The following is a 20,497-nucleotide window of genomic DNA, read 5'->3' as shown; positions in this document are numbered from 1 at the left end:
GTAATAGCTTGTTTTTGCTTGGAACCAAGCTGTTGCCGATAATAACTATAATACGTTACACTAACAATAATCAATTGAGGTGAAATCTATGATTTTATTACAAATCAATCAACTATCGAAATATTATGGAGCTGAACTTATTTTATCAAATATGAAGCTCGAAGTTCAAAATAAGGATAGAATTGCACTTGTCGGCCGAAATGGCGCTGGAAAATCTACTCTGCTAAAAATCATAGCCGGGCAGCTTTCCCATGATGGCGGTGAAATAATCAAACCAAAAGGTGTCACCATCGGATATATGGCACAGGACACGGGACTGGAATCAGAACTGACCATTTGGGATGAAATGCTGACTGTATTCAATGACCTTTTAGAACAAGAAAAAGAACTGCGTCGCCTTGAGGCTGATATGGCCAGACCTGACATCTTTGAAAATGAAGCAATTTACCAAAAAGTATTAAATGAATATGACACTTTGATGGTAGCTTTCAAAGAGAAGGGCGGTTATCAATATGAAGCGGATATTCGTTCAGTATTGCATGGACTTCAGTTTGCTGATTTTGACTATTCTACCCCAATTTCCACTTTAAGCGGTGGACAAAAAACAAGACTTGCTTTAGGGAAGCTGCTTTTAAGGAAACCGGATATATTGATTCTGGATGAGCCAACGAACCATTTGGATATCGAAACCCTTTCTTGGCTTGAACAATATTTACAAGGCTACCAAGGAGCTGTTCTTATTGTTTCCCATGACCGCTATTTTCTAGATAAAGTTGTAAACCAGGTATATGAAATTTCCCGGAATAACATGAAAAAGTACTATGGCAATTATAGTTCTTACCTAGAGGGAAAAGCGGAAGATTATGAGCGGGACATGAAGCTGTTCGAGAAACAACAAGGGGAAATCGAAAAGCTTCGCGACTTTGTCCAACGCAATATCACAAGGGCTTCCACCACGAAAAGAGCACAAAGCAGACGCAAACAGCTCGAAAAGATGGATGTATTGGACAAGCCGCAAGGTGATGAAAAATCCGCTAATTTCTCTTTCCAGATTGAACGGCAAAGCGGAAATGAAGTGCTACACCTTCAGGATTTGGCTATCGGTTACGAAGGGGAAACGGTATCAAAAAATATAAATTCCCGGATGACAAAAGGAGAGAGCATAGCTCTTGTTGGCCCAAATGGCGTTGGAAAATCAACGTTATTGAAAACGATCATCTCTAAGCTGCCTGCACTTTCTGGGAATTTCCGTTTTGGAACGAACGTCGAAGTCAGCTACTACGATCAGGAACAGGCTAACCTTATTTCCAATAAACGCGTACTCAATGAATTATGGGATGATTATCCCCTTAAACCGGAAAAGGACATACGCACCGTACTCGGTAATTTTCTTTTTAGTGGGGACGATGTTTTGAAAACCGTTTCCACACTAAGCGGCGGTGAAAAGGCCAGGCTAGCTCTAGCCAAAATGATGATGGAAAAAGGGAATTTTTTAATTCTTGATGAGCCAACAAACCATTTAGACCTCGACAGTAAATTGGTGCTTGAAAACGCATTGATCGATTATCCGGGAACCATTCTTTTCGTCTCACATGACCGCTATTTCATAAATCGGATAGCAACGAAAGTGATCGAGCTTTCCAAAGACGGAAACGAAGAATTCCTCGGTGATTATGATTACTACGTAGAGAAGAAACAGGAGCAAGCTGAAATCAAAGAGCTAGAACAGGAAAACCATGTAAAAACCTTAGATGTAACCGCAGAAAAAACAAATTATAAAATTGATAAAGAAGCAAAAAAAGCTGAACGCCAGCGAAAAAGGCGCATTGAGGAAATCGAGGCGGCCATGGAGCTTCTTGAAACCGAAATAAACGAATGCAACGAACACCTTTGTGACCCAAATGTTTTCCAGGACCATGAGAAAGTAATGGAAGTCCAAACAAAGCTTGATGTAGCACAGGAAAAATTAGACCTGCTTCTCGAAGAATGGGCTGAACTGGAAGAATGACAATTGACCGAGTCAAATGACTCGGTCTTTTCTTTTCCAGTTAAAATGCCCTTAAAAGTTATCCACAAAATTATTAACAAATCACTTGCCGTTTACTAGCCATTGATTCGAGTTATACACATAATCCACAGAAACATATCCACTTATCCACAAAACTCCTGTTTATACACATGCAGTTTGATTGTCAAATAAACTTTATCCACAGAATATTCTATTTTTTTCATTAAACACGATAAAAAGACAGGATCCCGAAGTTAAGGTCCTGTCTTCACGTCAATTATGCTTCTATATCCAATCCGGGATTTCCGTTCAAATCCAATCCGGAGCGCTTACCTTTTTCAAACATGACACTGCCGGCAGCACCGATCATGGCCGCATTGTCCGTACAAAGGTAGAGGGGCGGAATGGATATATCCATAGGTAAATCCTTAAAAGCTTCCGTTAATGCTTCCCTCAGGCCTTTATTTGCCGCAACTCCTCCGGCAAGCAATACCTGTTTCACATTATATTCCTTGGCAGCCTTAACAGCTTTCATTACAAGCACTTCTATCACGCTTGCTTGGAAACTTGCCGCCAAATCTTTAGGTTCAATTTTTTCCCCGCGCTGTTCTGCATTATGCAAAGTGTTAATTACAGCTGATTTCAACCCGCTGAAAGAAAAGTCATAGCTGCCATCCAACCATGCCCGAGGCAGTTTCAATGAAGGTGAACCTTCTTGTGCAAGTCTATCGATATGAGGGCCACCAGGATAAGGGAGCCCCAAGGTTCGAGCCACTTTATCATACGCCTCTCCTGCTGCATCATCCCGCGTCTCACCTATCACCTTGAAAGAACCCGGTTCCTCCAAAAGAACCAATTCAGTATGACCTCCCGAAACGACCAAAGAAAGGGCAGGATATTGGATCTCCTGAATAAGTCTATTTGCATAGATATGGCCCGCTATATGATGCGTACCTACAATCGGGATTCCATGTGCAAAGGCTACAGCCTTAGCCGCATTAACGCCTATTAATAGTGCCCCTACAAGTCCAGGGCCTTCTGTAACGGCAATGGCATCCAAATCTTGATATGTCACACCCGCCTGAAGCAGCGCCTCTTCAAGAACAATCGTAATTTGCTCTACATGGTGACGGGAAGCTATTTCGGGGACGACTCCGCCAAAACGTTTATGGCTTTCTATTTGTGACGCCACGACATTGCTTAGTATCTCTGTTCCGTTTTTTATGACAGCTGCCGCAGTTTCATCACAGCTCGTTTCAATTCCTAATATAAGTTGATTTGTTTTCATGAAAAATTCACCCACATAACATAAGCATCTTCTTGATTATCTGTATAATAATTTTTTCGGATTCCACCCTTTTGGAAACCTAGTTTTTCATAAAGTGAAATGGCTACTGCATTACTGACACGGACTTCAAGCGTCATCCGCACCACACCCATTGCAATGGAGATTTCAATCATCTTCCTGAGCAAAGCTTCTCCAAGCTTTTGCCCTCGGTATTCAGGTAAAATTGCAATATTGGTAATGTGCGATTCATCAATGACAATCCAAGCGCCGCAATAACCAGCTATTTTCCCCTCATCTTCTATCACCATGTATACAGCATATTGATTATGATTCAATTCATTAAAAAAAGCTTCCCGGCTCCAAGGCAAAGTAAAGGATTGTTTTTCCACGTTAAGCACTTGGTCGATATCTTCCGTTTTCATCTTTCGGAACGTCAATGTTTTACTCATAGTAATCGGTCGCTTTCCTTTTTATTTCCCCTGCTGTTCAAGCCACTTAGCTTCTGCTTCAGCCATGCGAATATAATTCGGTACAAACTGGTGAACATCCACTTCAGTCTTGAGAAGACCAATGAAGGCTAGTTCGCTTGGTCTTGAGTTAAACGACTGTACCGGAGCAAATACTGCTAAATTGCCTAACGCTTCCGTAATCGCATCCCGATGGATATCAACATCTTGACCAACAAATAAAACAGGACGATTTAATTCCTTCAATCGCATCGCCCACTCAGAGGATAGAATATTACAATCTTCCATGACTGTTTTTAACAGATCGTTTTTCATTTCATATAATCCAGTATAAATCTGCCCTCTTCTTGCATCGAACAAGGGAGATATCAACCCGTTAAAATAACGTCCATTTGCTGCTAAAACTTCTAAACTGGAAACACCTGATAACGGAATCTGAAGCGTCCAGGCCAAGGTTTTCGCAATCGTCACACCAATTCTGACGCCTGTATAAGAGCCTGGACCTTGAGCGACCACTATCTTAGTCAATTCCTTCGGATTAGTATCACAATCCCTTAACAGCGTCTCAATTGCTGGCATTACCCGCACCGAATGGTTTTTCTTTAGGTTCGTCGTATACTCACCAATTACTTGACTCCCATTTATCAGCGCAATCCCTAATGTGAAATTCGAAGTATCTATAGCTAAAACCTTCATCAAATAATCTCCTTACATAACGTTACATATCGTTCACCTTTGGCTGCTAAGACAAAACGCCGGCTTGTATCACTAAGACGATAAATATAAATGGTCAAGATTTCATCAGGAAGGTGATCCTTTATTAAATGGGCCCATTCAACGACAGTCACACCATCACCATCAAAATATTCATCAAAGCCTAAATCTTCTTCTGATTCACTTACCCGATATACATCCATATGATATAAAGGCAATCGCCCCATGTATTCCTTTATTATCGTAAAGGTAGGGCTATTTACTACTCTAGTAACACCTAACCCTTTAGCTAGCCCTTTTGTGAATGCCGTTTTCCCTGCACCTAGGTCACCTTCTAAAGCCAGTACATCTCCACTCGAAAGTTTTTGTGCCAATTTATGCGCAAATTGCGCTGTTTCTTCCTCATCCTGAGAAATCCATTCAAAATGTTGCATATATCAATCACCTTTATCATTATTAGGAAAACGTCCTATAGTTCATGTCGGTTATGGAACAAAAACCATTCTATATGTAGTTTACCTTGTTTCAAAAGAAGAAACAAATAAGTTAGGGTCATAATTACTTGAAATTTGGATAAAACAAAAAAACGAAACCTAAGTTTCGCTTTTTTTATGATTGCGGGGACAGGATTTGAACCTGCGACCTTCGGGTTATGAGCCCGACGAGCTACCGGACTGCTCCACCCCGCGACGGTATAAATGGTGCTTTTATAAATTCAGTATTCCCAATTTCTCAAAAAGGATACAAAGATTATAGCTTGGCGGCGTCCTACTCTCACAGGGGGAAACCCCCAACTACCATTGGCGCTGAAGAGCTTAACTGCCGTGTTCGGAATGGGAACGGGTGTGACCTCTTCGCTATCGCCACCAAACATTTAATCTTTTTTAACACATTTATAATCATAACATGTATGAGTTCAAAATGCAAGAAGAAATTTTCATTCCTTCAAAACTAGATAATAAGAAGGTATTTCATTTTTTAAAAAGCGTTGGTTAAGTCCTCGATCTATTAGTATCAGTCAGCTCCACATGTCGCCACGCTTCCACCTCTGACCTATCAACCTGATCATCTTTCAGGGATCTTACTAGCTTGCGCCATGGGAAATCTCATCTTGAGGGGGGCTTCATGCTTAGATGCTTTCAGCACTTATCCCGTCCGCACGTAGCTACCCAGCTATGCCTTTGGCAAGACAACTGGTACACCAGCGGTGCGTCCATCCCGGTCCTCTCGTACTAAGGACAGCTCCTCTCAAATTTCCTGCGCCCGCGACGGATAGGGACCGAACTGTCTCACGACGTTCTGAACCCAGCTCGCGTACCGCTTTAATGGGCGAACAGCCCAACCCTTGGGACCGACTACAGCCCCAGGATGCGATGAGCCGACATCGAGGTGCCAAACCTCCCCGTCGATGTGGACTCTTGGGGGAGATAAGCCTGTTATCCCCGGGGTAGCTTTTATCCGTTGAGCGATGGCCCTTCCATGCGGAACCACCGGATCACTAAGCCCGACTTTCGTCCCTGCTCGACTTGTAGGTCTCGCAGTCAAGCTCCCTTGTGCCTTTACACTCTACGAATGATTTCCAACCATTCTGAGGGAACCTTTGGGCGCCTCCGTTACTCTTTAGGAGGCGACCGCCCCAGTCAAACTGCCCACCTGACACTGTCTCCCACCCCGATAAGGGGCGCGGGTTAGAATTTCAATACAGCCAGGGTAGTATCCCACCAACGCCTCCACCGAAGCTAGCGCTCCGGCTTCTCAGGCTCCTACCTATCCTGTACAAGCTGTACCAAAATTCAATATCAGGCTGCAGTAAAGCTCCACGGGGTCTTTCCGTCCTGTCGCGGGTAACCTGCATCTTCACAGGTACTATAATTTCACCGAGTCTCTCGTTGAGACAGTGCCCAGATCGTTACACCTTTCGTGCGGGTCGGAACTTACCCGACAAGGAATTTCGCTACCTTAGGACCGTTATAGTTACGGCCGCCGTTTACTGGGGCTTCGGTTCAAAGCTTCGCTTGCGCTAACCTCTCCCCTTAACCTTCCAGCACCGGGCAGGTGTCAGCCCCTATACTTCGCCTTGCGGCTTCGCAGAGACCTGTGTTTTTGCTAAACAGTCGCCTGGGCCTATTCACTGCGGCTTTTCCGGGCTATTCACCCTAAAAAGCACCCCTTCTCCCGAAGTTACGGGGTCATTTTGCCGAGTTCCTTAACGAGAGTTCTCTCGCACACCTTAGGATTCTCTCCTCGCCTACCTGTGTCGGTTTGCGGTACGGGCACCTTACATCTCACTAGAGGCTTTTCTTGGCAGCGTGGAATCAGGAACTTCGGTACTATATTTCCCTCGCCATCACAGCTCCGCCTTAATGGAAACGGGATTTGCCTCGTTTCCGGCCTAACTGCTTGGACGCGCATATCCAACAGCGCGCTTACCCTATCCTTCTGCGTCCCCCCATCGTTCAAACGATGTATAGGTGGTACAGGAATATCAACCTGTTGTCCATCGCCTACGCCTTTCGGCCTCGGCTTAGGTCCCGACTAACCCTGAGCGGACGAGCCTTCCTCAGGAAACCTTAGGCATTCGGTGGAAGGGATTCTCACCCTTCTTTCGCTACTCATACCGGCATTCTCACTTCTAAGCGCTCCACCAGTCCTTCCGGTCTGACTTCAACGCCCTTAGAACGCTCTCCTACCATCGACACCAAAATGGTGTCAATCCACAGCTTCGGTGATACGTTTAGCCCCGGTACATTTTCGGCGCGGAGTCACTCGACCAGTGAGCTATTACGCACTCTTTAAATGGTGGCTGCTTCTGAGCCAACATCCTGGTTGTCTAAGCAACTCCACATCCTTTTCCACTTAACGTATACTTTGGGACCTTAGCTGGTGGTCTGGGCTGTTTCCCTTTCGACTACGGATCTTATCACTCGCAGTCTGACTCCCAAGAATAAGTATTTGGCATTCGGAGTTTGACTGAATTCGGTAACCCGTTGGGGGCCCCTAGTCCAATCAGTGCTCTACCTCCAATACTCTCATCTTGAGGCTAGCCCTAAAGCTATTTCGGAGAGAACCAGCTATCTCCAGGTTCGATTGGAATTTCTCCGCTACCCACACCTCATCCCCGCACTTTTCAACGTGCGTGGGTTCGGGCCTCCATTCAGTGTTACCTGAACTTCACCCTGGACATGGGTAGATCACCTGGTTTCGGGTCTACGACCTCATACTCATTCGCCCTATTCAGACTCGCTTTCGCTGCGGCTCCGTCTTATCAACTTAACCTCGCATGAAATCGTAACTCGCCGGTTCATTCTACAAAAGGCACGCCATTACCCATTAACGGGCTTTGACTACTTGTAGGCACACGGTTTCAGGATCTATTTCACTCCCCTTCCGGGGTGCTTTTCACCTTTCCCTCACGGTACTGGTTCACTATCGGTCACTAGGGAGTATTTAGCCTTGGGAGATGGTCCTCCCTGCTTCCGACGGGATTTCTCGTGTCCCGCCGTACTCAGGATCCACTCAGGAGGGAACGAAGTTTCAACTACAGGGTTTTTACCTTCTTTGACGGACCTTTCCAGATCACTTCATTTACCCCGTTCCTTTGTAACTCCATGTTGAGTGTCCTACAACCCCAAGAGGCAAGCCTCTTGGTTTGGGCTAATTCCGTTTCGCTCGCCGCTACTCAGGAAATCGCATTTGCTTTCTCTTCCTCCGGGTACTTAGATGTTTCAGTTCCCCGGGTCTGCCTTCAGTACCCTATGTATTCAGGTAAAGATACTGTTCCATTACGAACAGTGGGTTTCCCCATTCGGAAATCTCCGGATCAAAGCTTACTTACAGCTCCCCGAAGCATATCGGTGTTAGTCCCGTCCTTCATCGGCTCCTAGTGCCAAGGCATCCACCGTGCGCCCTTTCTAACTTAACCGTTAAAAAAGATCTTACTGATGCTTTGAAAAAAATTAATTGCCTTCTATCTATTATCTAGTTTTCAAGGAACAAAGTAGAAAGAATCCATCACATCGTGATGTTTATCTTTCGTATCTGAATGAATTACTCATTCAAAACTGAACAAAACAAAAGCGCTCTCGTAATTATCCTTAGAAAGGAGGTGATCCAGCCGCACCTTCCGATACGGCTACCTTGTTACGACTTCACCCCAATCATCTGTCCCACCTTAGGCGGCTGGCTCCATAAAGGTTACCTCACCGACTTCGGGTGTTACAAACTCTCGTGGTGTGACGGGCGGTGTGTACAAGGCCCGGGAACGTATTCACCGCGGCATGCTGATCCGCGATTACTAGCGATTCCGGCTTCATGTAGGCGAGTTGCAGCCTACAATCCGAACTGAGAATGGCTTTATGGGATTCGCTTACCTTCGCAGGTTTGCAGCCCTTTGTACCATCCATTGTAGCACGTGTGTAGCCCAGGTCATAAGGGGCATGATGATTTGACGTCATCCCCACCTTCCTCCGGTTTGTCACCGGCAGTCACCTTAGAGTGCCCAACTGAATGCTGGCAACTAAGATCAAGGGTTGCGCTCGTTGCGGGACTTAACCCAACATCTCACGACACGAGCTGACGACAACCATGCACCACCTGTCACTCTGTCCCCCGAAGGGGAAAGCCCTATCTCTAGGGTTGTCAGAGGATGTCAAGACCTGGTAAGGTTCTTCGCGTTGCTTCGAATTAAACCACATGCTCCACCGCTTGTGCGGGCCCCCGTCAATTCCTTTGAGTTTCAGCCTTGCGGCCGTACTCCCCAGGCGGAGTGCTTAATGCGTTAGCTGCAGCACTAAAGGGCGGAAACCCTCTAACACTTAGCACTCATCGTTTACGGCGTGGACTACCAGGGTATCTAATCCTGTTTGCTCCCCACGCTTTCGCGCCTCAGTGTCAGTTACAGACCAGAAAGTCGCCTTCGCCACTGGTGTTCCTCCAAATCTCTACGCATTTCACCGCTACACTTGGAATTCCACTTTCCTCTTCTGCACTCAAGTTCCCCAGTTTCCAATGACCCTCCACGGTTGAGCCGTGGGCTTTCACATCAGACTTAAGGAACCACCTGCGCGCGCTTTACGCCCAATAATTCCGGACAACGCTTGCCACCTACGTATTACCGCGGCTGCTGGCACGTAGTTAGCCGTGGCTTTCTGGTTAGGTACCGTCAAGGTACCAGCAGTTACTCTGGTACTTGTTCTTCCCTAACAACAGAACTTTACGACCCGAAGGCCTTCTTCGTTCACGCGGCGTTGCTCCGTCAGACTTTCGTCCATTGCGGAAGATTCCCTACTGCTGCCTCCCGTAGGAGTCTGGGCCGTGTCTCAGTCCCAGTGTGGCCGATCACCCTCTCAGGTCGGCTACGCATCGTCGCCTTGGTGAGCCATTACCTCACCAACTAGCTAATGCGCCGCGGGCCCATCTATAAGTGACAGCGTAAACCGTCTTTCCATCTTCTCTCATGCGAGAAAAGAACGTATCCGGTATTAGCTCCGGTTTCCCGAAGTTATCCCAGTCTTATAGGCAGGTTGCCCACGTGTTACTCACCCGTCCGCCGCTAATCTCAGGGAGCAAGCTCCCATCGATTCGCTCGACTTGCATGTATTAGGCACGCCGCCAGCGTTCGTCCTGAGCCAGGATCAAACTCTCCGAAGAAATGTTTGACTTGCTCATTTGCTTTTTTGATAGTGTGTGCTCACTTAAAATTTAACGTTGGCGCTTTGTTTTGTTCAGTTTTCAAAGAGCAATAATGGAGCGGGTGAAGAGAATCGAACTCTCATCATCAGCTTGGAAGGCTGAGGTTTTACCACTAAACTACACCCGCATTTAATTTTAAAGTATTTCCAGAAAGAATGGTCGGGAAGACAGGATTCGAACCTGCGACCCCTTGGTCCCAAACCAAGTGCTCTACCAAGCTGAGCTACTTCCCGAAAAATATGGTGCGCCCGGCGGGAGTCGAACCTACAACCTTCTGATTCGTAGTCAGATGCTCTATCCAATTGAGCTACGGGCGCTAATTTCTATGATGTTATTGGTGCGGCCGAGAGGATTTGAACCTCCACGGGGTTTCCCCCACTAGGCCCTCAACCTAGCGCGTCTGCCATTCCGCCACGACCGCGAAAGCGACTTTGTAAGTTTAACACCTTTTCAACTTGTTGTCAAGAAGAAAATTATCAGTGCGGGTGAAGGGACTTGAACCCCCACGCCTTGCGGCGCCAGATCCTAAGTCTGGTGCGTCTGCCAATTCCGCCACACCCGCGAAAAGAAATGGTGAGCCATGAAGGATTCGAACCTTCGACCCTCTGATTAAAAGTCAGATGCTCTACCAACTGAGCTAATGGCTCTAAATAAAATGGCTGGGCTAGAAGGGATCGAACCTTCGCATGACGGAATCAAAATCCGTTGCCTTACCGCTTGGCTATAGCCCAACAATCAAATACTTTTTAATGTCCAGGTTAATATTATATCACAATAATATTATTTTAGCAAGTATTTTTTTAAAAAAATGGCGGTCCCGACGGGAATCGAACCCGCGATCTCCTGCGTGACAGGCAGGCATGTTAACCGCTACACCACGGGACCAGAGCATTATAATTTTGCGAATAAAAGTGACCCATACGGGATTCGAACCCGTGTTACCGCCGTGAAAGGGCGGTGTCTTAACCGCTTGACCAATGGGCCTTGATAAAATATGTAACTGGCGGAGAAGGAGGGATTTGAACCCTCGCGCCGCTTACGCGACCTACACCCTTAGCAGGGGCGCCTCTTCAGCCTCTTGAGTACTTCCCCAAAAAAATGGCTCCGCAGGTAGGACTCGAACCTACGACCGTTCGGTTAACAGCCGAATGCTCTACCACTGAGCTACTGCGGAATAATGAAAATTGGGTTCCTTTTTCATGCTCAAGGACCTTAGTGTTTGTCGTGAAGAACAAGTTGTTATCTTGTCGACTCTTATGATTATAAAGAGGTTACAACCTAAAGTCAAGGGTTCTTTTGTGTCTTTTTTAAATTTCTGTTTTCCCCTCTTTAAACCCTTGGTAAATCAATGTTCCGCGACATTTACCACAAACGAAACGGGTAGTGTCGATTCGTTTTTTTCTTATATACACCTGCTGACAGTCTTTACATTTATATTGAATAGTATTCATCTTTCTCTTTACTTGATTTGATTGTAGTGGCTCGCAAAATCTCGGTGCCCCCACTTTTTTGAGTAATTGCTTAAAGTCTGCATCACGATGCTGATACCCTTTCTTCTCGAGGTGCAGATGATAATGGCACAATTCATGTTTTATGATACCAATCATTTCTCCCACACCGCGTTCATCAAGATACTTCTTATTAATTTCAATATTGTGTGAACGGAGCAAGTATCGTCCTCCCGTAGTTCGAAGACGAGGGTTAAAAGTGGCTACATGTCTAAAGGCCTTTTTAAAGTCTTTCAACGAAATTTCTTCAACCAGTTTTTGCAATTGCAGATTATCCATTTCCCCCTCCCTTTCCTTGGTAACATGACAACCCATTATAACATAGACTAATAATACAATAGGAAACTAAGGGAGGAAAAGCTATGCCTAATTGGTTCCAGAATCAAATCCGTAAAGCCTTTTATGAAAAGGATTATTATCAAGTAAAGATGTTGAATCAATGTTGGTTTTTTTATCAAAAGAAGGAAAGTCTCCGATTATAGATTCAACTATGTTCGAAATATAACATACATTTGCTTCCCCAAAAAAACCCCTTCTAATATAGAAGGAGCTTACCATAGGCTAGTTTTGATTCTTTGGCTCGAGCATAGTTAAAGATACCCTTTGCTTTTGAGAGTCGACCAGTTCTACCCAAACCGTCACAACATCCCCAACGGCAACTATATCCAATGGGTGTTTTACAAACCGATTGCTTAGTTTGGAAATATGCACAAGTCCGTCCTGTTTAACACCGATGTCCACAAACGCACCGAAATCCACAACATTCCTCACTGTGCCTTGTAATTCCATCCCAGTTTGCAGATCCTCCATTTTTAGCACATCTTGCTTAAGCAGTGGTTTTGATAATTCATCCCGAGGATCTCTTCCCGGTTTCATCAAATCATCTATGATATCTTTAATCGTAATTTCCCCAATTTCCAAAACATTTACTAATTCCGCCGGATTTAGTTTACCTAACTCTTCATTCAGTGCATCACTGCCTAAATCCTCAGATGTGAATCCCATTTTCTTTAACAATTTATTCACGGCACTGTAGTTCTCAGGATGTATCGCGGTTTGATCCAAAGGTTCATCTCCATTAATGATACGCAAGAACCCTATGCATTGTTCATATGTTTTGGCGCCAAGTCGGGGAATCTTCTTTAATTCCTTCCTGCTAGCAAACTTCCCTTCCACTTCCCTTTTCTTCACAATATTTTGAGCAACTGATTTTGATAAACCAGCTACATATTGCAATAGGGACGATGAAGCGGTATTGACGTTAACTCCCACCTGGTTAACAGCTGTCTCTACTACAAAAGAAAGGGATTCCGTTAACTTTTTCTGGGACACATCATGTTGATACTGACCTACCCCCACTGATTGAGGATCAATTTTTACAAGTTCGGCAAGGGGATCTTGAAGCCTTCTGCCTATAGATACGGCGCTTCTCTGTTCTACTTGAAGATCCGGAAACTCTTCACGGGCAATATCTGAGGCAGAGTATACACTTGCCCCCGCTTCATTAACAATGATATAAGAAATATTTCCTTTCACTTCCTTTAGAATATCCGCGATGAATTGCTCTGATTCACGTGATGCCGTCCCATTGCCGATTGCCACAATTTCAACTGAGAACCGCTGAAGTATTTCGATCGTTTTTTCGCGGGCAGCATTAAACTTCGCAACAGGGGGATGCGGATAGATTACACTAATATCGAGTACCTTTCCCGTTTCATCAATAACAGCCAATTTACAGCCCGTCCGATATGCCGGATCTAGAGCTAGGACCACTTTCCCTTTAAGCGGGGGTTGCAGGAGCAAGTTCCGGAGATTTTCAGAGAAAATGTGGATAGCTTGATCCTCTGCTTTTTCCGTCAGCTCTTTCCTGATTTCCCGTTCTACCGAAGGCATGATCAAACGCTTGAGTCCATCCTCAATCGCTGATTTAAGGACACTTTGGGCTTCAGATTTGTTATTTTTAATGATTTTCCGTTCCAAATGACCAATGATGATTTCAGTCCGAGGCTGAATGGATATTCGTAAAACCTCTTCCTTTTCACCTCTGTTAAGCGCTAAGACCCGATGTGGTACGATCCTTTGAACTGGCTCCTCATATTCATAGTACATCTCGAAGATTCTTTTCTCGTCCTTCTCCTCATTTTTTACGACCGAAACTATTTTTCCCGCTTTGAAAATCTCAGCCCTCATCCACTTCCTTAATTCCGCGTCATCAGAAATATGTTCTGCTATGATATCCTGCGCTCCTGCAATTGCCTCTTCAATAGAAGTAACTTCTTTTTCTGCCGATACGAATTCTGCGGCTTTTTCGCTAACTCGAGCTTGCATTTGACATTCAAGAAGCCATTTAGCCAGTGGCTCAAGCCCCTTTTCTTTAGCGACCGTCGCCTTCGTTCTCCTTTTTTGCTTGAATGGCCTGTATAAATCCTCGACTTCCTGCAGTTTTGTTGCCTTCTCGATTTGTCTTTTTAATTCTTCCGTCAATTTTCCCTGTTCACCAATCGAACGCGTAACTTCCATTTTCCTCTGCCCAAGGTTTTCTAGATAGTTCCACCTTTCCATAATGGAACGAATCTGCACTTCATCAAGCGAACCCGTCATTTCTTTTCTATACCGGGCAATAAATGGTACAGTGTTCCCCTCTTGCAGCATCTGTATGACGTTTTGAACTTGATTATTTTTCAAAGTTAGCTCATTGGATATTTGTTTAATCAATTCTTTTAATGTATCTTCTACAACGATCATTATGTTTACCTCCAAGCTTTTAATCTAATATGTATAGTCTAGCAAATGAGGGATGAAGTTGCGAATCCATTACAAAAAAGCTCACTTCCGATTTATGGCGAAAGTAAGCTTCCTAAAATGAAAGTCGTATCATCTGCAGTTACTGGACTGCTTTCTAAAATGCATTGGGCGTTCTTATCGATAGGGACAAGCCTTTTTAAAAAAGATTTAGCTCCCTTAAGTTCTAGACCATCGGAATGAAGAATGAATTTTGCATTAGGTTCATATTTGTAGCTCTGCGTCCTGTATTTTTGCTTCCTGCCGGATAAATACCCTGTAACAGGTAAAGGGTAAACAAGATGGTCCTCGCTTGGATTATACAGAAAAAAGCGGATGTTCCCAACTGAACTGTATATAAATTCATTCTTTTCATAAAATATCTTCAAAATGGAGACGGCTGCCCCCCGCTTATCGATTAAAACTTGATTACATACTGCCATTAATGATTCTACATCCAACTCATGATTACGTTTAACTTCCTCGATGACGGCATGGGAGGATTCGTAAGCATTTTTCCCGCTACCTAGCCCATCTGCCAGTACACACACAAAGTATTCTTTCGTATGAAGAAAGAAGTAATCATCACCGCAATAAACCATCCCGTTTTTAGAGGATTGAGAGACAAGGACTTCTATTTTTTCTTCCCTCAGAATATCTTTGATCACTGTATTAACTCCGAGTTTTCAGCGTTAATGGCTTCCTGAAGTTTCTTGATTGCGCGGCGCTGGAGTCTTGATACATGCATTTGGGAAATTCCAAGTTTATCGCCCGCTTCTTTTTGACTTAAATTTTCTAGATAAGTATGTTGAATGATCATCTTTTCACGGTCACTCAACACATGCAGCACCTTTTCAAGCACTAGGCGCTGATTGACCTTTTCAAAACCTCCATCGACATTTCCGAAAATATCAAGCAATGTGACCGTACCACCATCGGAATCCGCCTCAATAGAATGATCAACAGATAACGCTTGATAGCTTTTACCCATTTCCATCGCTTCTAAAACTTCTTCTTCAGTAACCCCTATACAATCGGCTATTTCATCTATTCTTGGTGAACGGTGCAGAGTCGTCGTTAATTCCTCAACAGTCACCCTTATTTTCGGACCAAGTTCCTTAATTCTTCTTGGCACATGAACACTCCATGTTTTGTCACGCAAGAACCTCTTGATTTCCCCGATTATTGTAGGAACGGCAAATGCCTCAAAGCTTTTACCGAAAGATTCATCATACCTTCGAATGGCACCTAACAAACCAATCATGCCGACTTGAGAGATATCCTCCTGAAATGATTTCCCCTTCGCATACTTTCGGGAGATTGTTTCAACCAAACTTTTATAATGGATGACCAGTTTACTCTGTGCTTCATCATCTTGGTTCTGCTGATAAGCTCTAATCCATTCATTTACCTGTTCCCTTTGTGCCTGATTAGGTTGAGACTGTTTTTGCATCCATCTCCACCTGCTCTCCTTCTAAAAACTTAGTCATAAATACTGTAACCCCGTCATGCTGATGAATTTTCACATCATCCATCAGAGTTTCAATGAGGTAAAGACCCAAGCCTCCTTCTCTCAAGAGCTCGACTTTTTGTCCATTTTCGTATGGACCGATTCCTTGACGAATCTCTTCGAAATTACAGCTCTTACCACTATCAGAAACCATGACCTCCAAACGGTCAGGATAAAGCCCGAAGCTCACTTTCACTTCACCTTTTTCAGAATCCTTATATGCATGCTGTACCGCATTTGTACAAGCCTCACTGGTAGCGATTTTCAAATCCTCGATTTCATCATACGCAAATCCCATCCGGCTACCTATTCCAGAAAGCGTTAAACGAATGACACCGATGAACTCTGGTTTTGCAGGTATTTTCATTTCGATGTAATCATATACTTGACTCATTCTAACCCACCCTCTGTACCACTTTTTATATCAATGATATCTGCAAGACCCGTAATATCGAATAAACGTCGTAACCTTTCTGATAAACCAACTAAAGTGAATTCGCCATCATGTGCCCTTACACTTTTAAAAGCACCGACAAATACTCCAAGTCCCGTACTATCCATATAGGAAACTTCAGTTAAATCAATAATAATCGAAACATTGTCCTGCTCTGATATTGGAAATAGTGATTCTCTTAGTTTTGGTGCAGTATAGGCATCGATTTCACCTTTTAGTTTTACAATAAATTCATTATTTAATTCATTAACATCTACTGTTATATTCATCCTTAACCCACCTCTTCAAATCCTCTTCATTCCTATATCTATACCCTGTGGAAAAAATACTAAACATTTGATTTTAAAATTATTAATGTGAAATCATCCCTTAGTTGGAAGTTCTGCATTTTCTCCAATTGCTTATAAATATTATTCACCATTTCCTGGGCTTGTAAGTGCATATTCTTTTTAATGAAACCAATTAGCGTTTCCCTTTCTATGAACCCATCATTTGTCCGGCACTCGGTCACTCCATCAGATAATAAAATAATCATATCTCCGCGATTCACCGTTTTTTCATATTGGCGATACCTTGTTTTTTTATCAACTCCAAGCAACAAACCTTTTGCATCCAAATCGCTAAAAGTACCTGAAGCGGCGTCATAGTAAAAACCAGGTTCATGCCCAGCTGAAGCATAGGAAAATTGCCTGTCATGCGGATCATATAAGCCATAGAACATGGTTATGAACATACTTGGATCTACATTATGCTCCACAACACGGTTTAAACTCTCAAGCACGCTTTTCGGTTCATGACGATGCTCCGGAAGACTATCCATCGCATATTTAATCATCGACATGCACAATGCAGCAGGAATCCCTTTGCCTATTACATCGGCAATCCCTACCCCGATACGCTCATTTTCATCTTGGACGAAGTGATAATAATCTCCATTCATCTGTCTGGCCGGAACACTTATCACCCCAATTTCAAGAGCTTTGATATCAGGAATTTCCGTTTCCAAAAGAGTATGTTGAACGTTTGCCGCGATCTCAATTTCCGTTTTCAGTTCCTGCTGTTGATGTCTAAGGCTTTGATGTTCACGGTATGCAATGCCGTATCCCATCATGACTTCTAGCAGAAAATCGAATGAATCCAATACTTTTCCCGGTAATTCCGGGTAAAGTTCCATTAAGTTATTTTTATGCATACTGATGATTTCTTCTGGAGATATATTGTATTTTATATGTAGGCGGCTAATCTTTTGTCCTTGGTAAAGTGCCTGCTCATTTTGGTCTTTAAGATAAGTAGAAAGCGCCTCTTGATACTTTTTCTCCATGTTCTCCCTAATATCCATAGTCCCCCCCTAACGGAGCCATTTCGTAGCGACAATCTTAGTACCTTCTCCTGGTATCGATTCAATATCAAAGTCATCCATTAAACGTTTGACTCCAGGAAGGCCTGCCCCCAGTCCCCCTGAGGTGGTATATCCATCTTCCATGACTCTGCGAATATCCTCAATTCCCGGCCCTTGGTCCTCTGCAATGATTTTCAATCCTGACTTCCCATTTATATTTGGCTTTTCTATGCTTACACTGCCTTGTCCAGCATATAAGTATATATTTCGGGCCAATTCGCTTATAGCCGTTGTGATCCTTGCCTGGTCTACAGTACCGAACCCCAACTCTTTAGCGACATTTCTTCCGAGCTGCCTTGCAGCTACGATGTCCCATTCATTTATGATTTTTACGCAGGATTGGAACTCCATTCTTTAATCCCCCAATTCCTGTTGTAATTTCTCCAGGCCTTTCTCTAAATCTAATGCTGTCAAAACACCATCGAGACTAATTCCCAGTTCAATTAATGTTATTGCAACAGCAGGCTGGATCCCCGTAATTACAACCTTTGCCCCCATTAGCTTAGACATGCTAAAGACATCGCCTAATACCTTTGCGATAAAGGAATCTATGAAATCTATTGAGGTTATATCTATAACAACGCCATTTGCGCTTGTTTCATGAATCTTATGCAGTAAGTCCTCTTGAAATTGAAGGGCTGTCACATCATCCAATTCCCACTGAATAGAGACTAACAAGCAGTCATAAAGCTTTAATATCGGAATCCTCATACTTATCCCTCCACCTTTACGATCTTACGGCTCGTTAATTCCAACGCAACTTCTATCCCTTTTTTCAACGTATTTTTTGTAATCACTTCATTTAAATTAATTCCAAGATTAACGATGGTTTGGGCTATTTCAGGGCGAATGCCGCAGAGTATACATTTAGCACCCACTAATCGGACCGCTTCCGCTGCCTGGATGATATGATGAGCAACCATGGTATCCACGACCGGCACACCCGTTATATCAATAAGCACAACTTCAGATCTATGCTTAACCACGCCAGTCAGCAGGTTTTCCATTATCTGTTTGGCACGTTCAGTATCAATTGTGCCAATCAGCGGCATTACCGTAATGCCTTCCAAAACAGGAATGAGCGGTGCCGAAAGTTCTTGCAAGGCTATTTTTTGCATGGAAACAGTTCTTTCCCAAGTTTGGGTATATATATTGACTATCTCATTATTTATTGGTGTTGCCCATTTATCCAAATGGTTAACAAGATTGACTTGATTCTCAAGAGTCACCAAACCCTTTGCCACCATTCCATTAATGACAATTAACGTGAATTTATGAAGTCCTTCATTGACGAAAGTAAGAGGCCATCCCAATTGGACGACTTTCTCGGCAAAATCTGAAAGCTTCAATGTGAATTCCTTGTTTTTACTATCAACATTCGTAATGATCATATCTATAAATTCACTGCTCGTTTGCGTAAACATTCGATCAGAGACGACTTTAATTAATCTTTCGTCTGTACTTTCCTTCATGATATCCATCCACTCAGTAAGGATGTAATCATGATTTTGCTTAATAAAATCGTAAACCAATTGGTTCATAATATCCTCCCATTCTAACACAATTGCTATGTTTCCCTGTCCTCGTCACAAGGATGTTAACTAACTGTAATGTTCTTTCCACCTGGAATTCCATTGGGTTTCCCCACTACACTTTTCCTTATTTAAGTATCTACAACATAACTACATACCCGAAAATCAGGTAAGGAAAACATCTTCCAAAGTAAAGTTAGGAGGATACCAATAAAAACCAATGAACGTTTAATCCAATATCTAATTGTATACTTTTTTATTCGTCAAATTTTTTATATTTCCTGCTGTAAAAATTGGTACAAATAATACGATTAATTGGATTGAAGAATCTTCCTCCTCTTAATTCCTTTATTGTGTTCATAAATTTATGTTATTTCATAAAAAAACACGATTCCCACTGTTGCAGGAATCGTGCCATCTAATTAAAATAAAGAATGATTTGTATTATAATAACGCCCGGATTAACGGGAAAACGTTTCTCTAAAACTCAATGAGGCCTAGACTGATTTGTAAAGCTTCATTGACCTTTTGCATCATCGGTTCGTCAAGATGCGTAATTTTATCGGTTAAACGCTGCTTATCAATTGTCCGGATCTGTTCTAATAAAATGACGGAATCCCGTTCAAATCCGTACTTTTTGGCATTAATCTCAACATGTGTAGGCAATTTCGCTTTTTGAATTTGAGCTGTAATGGCTGCCACGATCACAGTCGGACTAAAGCGATTACCAATATCATTTTGTAAAATTAGTACCGGACGGGTTCCACCCTGCTCTGAACCGACTACCGGGGAAAGGTCTGCGAAGTATACGTCACCACGCTTAACAACAATCAATGGCTCAGCCTCCGCTAACTAATCGTTCAACGCAATGACCAGCCTCGAATTCAGCCTGAAAGGCTTCAGAAGCAATCGTTAAGTTAATGGCCGCCATTTCAATATAACCGCGTTTCATCGATTCACGAAACTCTTTCTTTTTACGTTCGCGAAGATACATTTTTGTGGCACGATAAATAAATTCACTGCGATTTACATTTTCTTCACTCGCATACCCATCTAACTCTGATAAAAAATTTTGAGGTAATCGAATTAATATCTCTCTTGTTGCGCTGGATTCAGACACAAACATACACCTCCACCATCACTAC

18 protein-coding genes, 12 tRNA genes and 3 rRNA genes are annotated in these 20,497 nt (G+C 43.4%); 2 read left to right on the top strand and 31 right to left on the bottom strand.

What is annotated here, in order from left to right:
- Positions 1 to 88: 88 nt before the first annotated feature.
- Positions 89 to 2,008 carry an ABC-F family ATP-binding cassette domain-containing protein gene (locus UP17_RS01535; RefSeq protein WP_061461198.1) on the top strand — a complete coding sequence of 640 codons (1,920 nt, stop codon included), beginning with the start codon at positions 89 to 91 and terminating at the stop codon, positions 2,006 to 2,008.
- 277 nt (positions 2,009 to 2,285) lie between these two features.
- Here UP17_RS01535 and tsaD read toward each other — a convergent pair whose 3' ends face one another.
- The 20 genes from tsaD to UP17_RS01435 all read right to left on the bottom strand — a co-directional run bounded on the left by tsaD (position 2,286) and on the right by UP17_RS01435 (position 11,955).
- The gene (gene tsaD, locus UP17_RS01530) at positions 2,286 to 3,296 is read right to left on the bottom strand and encodes a tRNA (adenosine(37)-N6)-threonylcarbamoyltransferase complex transferase subunit TsaD (protein ID WP_061461197.1); all 1,011 of its coding nucleotides are present in this window, start codon (positions 3,294 to 3,296) and stop codon (positions 2,286 to 2,288) included.
- Positions 3,293 to 3,745 carry a ribosomal protein S18-alanine N-acetyltransferase gene (gene rimI, locus UP17_RS01525; RefSeq protein WP_061461196.1) on the bottom strand — a complete coding sequence of 151 codons (453 nt, stop codon included), beginning with the start codon at positions 3,743 to 3,745 and terminating at the stop codon, positions 3,293 to 3,295. The genes tsaD and rimI overlap by 4 nt, the downstream gene beginning before the upstream one ends.
- A gap of 21 nt (positions 3,746 to 3,766) precedes the next feature.
- On the bottom strand, positions 3,767 to 4,459 hold the full coding sequence (gene tsaB, locus UP17_RS01520) for a tRNA (adenosine(37)-N6)-threonylcarbamoyltransferase complex dimerization subunit type 1 TsaB (protein WP_061461195.1): 693 nt from the start codon (positions 4,457 to 4,459) through the stop codon (positions 3,767 to 3,769).
- Positions 4,459 to 4,911 (bottom strand): tRNA (adenosine(37)-N6)-threonylcarbamoyltransferase complex ATPase subunit type 1 TsaE, encoded by a 453-nt coding sequence (tsaE, locus tag UP17_RS01515; RefSeq protein ID WP_061461194.1) that lies wholly within the window; start codon positions 4,909 to 4,911, stop codon positions 4,459 to 4,461. Before tsaE ends, tsaB begins: the two co-directional genes overlap by 1 nt.
- 181 nt (positions 4,912 to 5,092) lie before the next feature.
- Positions 5,093 to 5,166 (bottom strand) — tRNA-Met (locus UP17_RS01510).
- A gap of 66 nt (positions 5,167 to 5,232) precedes the next feature.
- A 5S ribosomal RNA gene (rrf, locus tag UP17_RS01505) occupies positions 5,233 to 5,348 on the bottom strand.
- A gap of 117 nt (positions 5,349 to 5,465) precedes the next feature.
- A 23S ribosomal RNA gene (locus UP17_RS01500) occupies positions 5,466 to 8,399 on the bottom strand.
- 176 nt (positions 8,400 to 8,575) lie between these two features.
- Positions 8,576 to 10,126 (bottom strand): 16S ribosomal RNA (locus UP17_RS01495).
- The 16S, 23S and 5S rRNA genes sit together here with 12 tRNA genes alongside, the layout of an rRNA operon.
- Positions 10,127 to 10,221: 95 nt before the next feature.
- A tRNA-Gly gene (locus tag UP17_RS01490) sits at positions 10,222 to 10,295 on the bottom strand.
- A gap of 29 nt (positions 10,296 to 10,324) precedes the next feature.
- Positions 10,325 to 10,401 (bottom strand) — tRNA-Pro (locus UP17_RS01485).
- Positions 10,402 to 10,408: 7 nt separating this feature from the next.
- Positions 10,409 to 10,485: transfer RNA gene (locus tag UP17_RS01480), tRNA-Arg, on the bottom strand.
- A gap of 18 nt (positions 10,486 to 10,503) precedes the next feature.
- Positions 10,504 to 10,589, bottom strand: a tRNA-Leu gene (locus tag UP17_RS01475).
- A 59-nt stretch (positions 10,590 to 10,648) separates the two neighbouring features.
- A tRNA-Leu gene (locus UP17_RS01470) sits at positions 10,649 to 10,730 on the bottom strand.
- Between the two features lie 9 nt (positions 10,731 to 10,739).
- Positions 10,740 to 10,815, bottom strand: a tRNA-Lys gene (locus UP17_RS01465).
- A 9-nt stretch (positions 10,816 to 10,824) separates the two neighbouring features.
- A tRNA-Gln gene (locus UP17_RS01460) sits at positions 10,825 to 10,899 on the bottom strand.
- A 78-nt stretch (positions 10,900 to 10,977) separates the two neighbouring features.
- Positions 10,978 to 11,053, bottom strand: a tRNA-Asp gene (locus UP17_RS01455).
- Between the two features lie 27 nt (positions 11,054 to 11,080).
- Positions 11,081 to 11,152 (bottom strand) — tRNA-Glu (locus UP17_RS01450).
- Positions 11,153 to 11,169: 17 nt separating this feature from the next.
- Positions 11,170 to 11,260, bottom strand: a tRNA-Ser gene (locus UP17_RS01445).
- Positions 11,261 to 11,267: 7 nt separating this feature from the next.
- Positions 11,268 to 11,342 (bottom strand) — tRNA-Asn (locus tag UP17_RS01440).
- A 133-nt stretch (positions 11,343 to 11,475) separates the two neighbouring features.
- Positions 11,476 to 11,955, bottom strand: a complete 480-nt coding sequence (locus tag UP17_RS01435) for a SprT family protein (protein WP_061461193.1) — start codon at positions 11,953 to 11,955, stop codon at positions 11,476 to 11,478.
- A gap of 83 nt (positions 11,956 to 12,038) precedes the next feature.
- Here UP17_RS01435 and cmpA point away from each other — a divergent pair, with 83 nt between their 5' ends.
- Positions 12,039 to 12,158, top strand: coding sequence for a cortex morphogenetic protein CmpA (gene cmpA / locus UP17_RS27240; RefSeq protein WP_089364909.1), 120 nt, complete (start codon positions 12,039 to 12,041; stop codon positions 12,156 to 12,158).
- 79 nt (positions 12,159 to 12,237) lie between these two features.
- Here the strand turns inward: cmpA and UP17_RS01430 are convergent, their stop codons facing one another.
- The 11 genes from UP17_RS01430 to UP17_RS01380 all read right to left on the bottom strand — a co-directional run bounded on the left by UP17_RS01430 (position 12,238) and on the right by UP17_RS01380 (position 20,472).
- On the bottom strand, positions 12,238 to 14,421 hold the full coding sequence (locus UP17_RS01430; RefSeq protein WP_061461192.1) for a Tex family protein: 2,184 nt from the start codon (positions 14,419 to 14,421) through the stop codon (positions 12,238 to 12,240).
- 92 nt (positions 14,422 to 14,513) lie between these two features.
- Positions 14,514 to 15,125: a PP2C family serine/threonine-protein phosphatase gene (locus tag UP17_RS01425; RefSeq protein ID WP_250211736.1), complete on the bottom strand. Its 612-nt coding sequence runs from the start codon at positions 15,123 to 15,125 to the stop codon at positions 14,514 to 14,516.
- Positions 15,122 to 15,910, bottom strand: coding sequence for an RNA polymerase sigma factor SigB (sigB, locus tag UP17_RS01420; protein WP_061461191.1), 789 nt, complete (start codon positions 15,908 to 15,910; stop codon positions 15,122 to 15,124). The genes UP17_RS01425 and sigB overlap by 4 nt, the downstream gene beginning before the upstream one ends.
- Positions 15,888 to 16,361, bottom strand: a complete 474-nt coding sequence (rsbW, locus tag UP17_RS01415; RefSeq protein WP_061461190.1) for an anti-sigma B factor RsbW — start codon at positions 16,359 to 16,361, stop codon at positions 15,888 to 15,890. The genes sigB and rsbW overlap by 23 nt, the downstream gene beginning before the upstream one ends.
- On the bottom strand, positions 16,358 to 16,690 hold the full coding sequence (locus UP17_RS01410) for an anti-sigma factor antagonist (RefSeq protein ID WP_061461189.1): 333 nt from the start codon (positions 16,688 to 16,690) through the stop codon (positions 16,358 to 16,360). Before UP17_RS01410 ends, rsbW begins: the two co-directional genes overlap by 4 nt.
- Before the next feature lie 59 nt (positions 16,691 to 16,749).
- Complete coding sequence (locus UP17_RS01405) at positions 16,750 to 17,760, bottom strand: PP2C family protein-serine/threonine phosphatase (protein WP_061461188.1); 1,011 nt, start codon at positions 17,758 to 17,760, stop codon at positions 16,750 to 16,752.
- 9 nt (positions 17,761 to 17,769) lie between these two features.
- Positions 17,770 to 18,171 carry an anti-sigma regulatory factor gene (locus UP17_RS01400; RefSeq protein ID WP_061461187.1) on the bottom strand — a complete coding sequence of 134 codons (402 nt, stop codon included), beginning with the start codon at positions 18,169 to 18,171 and terminating at the stop codon, positions 17,770 to 17,772.
- 3 nt (positions 18,172 to 18,174) lie between these two features.
- A complete protein-coding gene (locus tag UP17_RS01395) occupies positions 18,175 to 18,531 on the bottom strand; it encodes an STAS domain-containing protein (protein ID WP_061461186.1) in 357 nt (118 codons plus the stop codon).
- A 2-nt stretch (positions 18,532 to 18,533) separates the two neighbouring features.
- On the bottom strand, positions 18,534 to 19,361 hold the full coding sequence (locus tag UP17_RS01390) for an RsbT co-antagonist protein RsbRA (RefSeq protein WP_061461185.1): 828 nt from the start codon (positions 19,359 to 19,361) through the stop codon (positions 18,534 to 18,536).
- A 471-nt stretch (positions 19,362 to 19,832) separates the two neighbouring features.
- Entirely contained in the window at positions 19,833 to 20,183 is a 351-nt protein-coding gene (locus UP17_RS01385) for a type II toxin-antitoxin system PemK/MazF family toxin (RefSeq protein WP_034306610.1), read from the bottom strand.
- 7 nt (positions 20,184 to 20,190) lie between these two features.
- Positions 20,191 to 20,472 (bottom strand): CopG family ribbon-helix-helix protein, encoded by a 282-nt coding sequence (locus UP17_RS01380; protein ID WP_061465936.1) that lies wholly within the window; start codon positions 20,470 to 20,472, stop codon positions 20,191 to 20,193.
- Between the last annotated feature and the right edge of the window lie 25 nt (positions 20,473 to 20,497).

Source organism: Peribacillus simplex (assembly GCF_001578185.1).
Taxonomy (GTDB): domain Bacteria; phylum Bacillota; class Bacilli; order Bacillales; family DSM-1321; genus Peribacillus; species Peribacillus simplex_A.
Note: the sequence above shows the minus strand (reverse complement) of the source record. Positions and strands in the feature narration are given on the sequence as shown.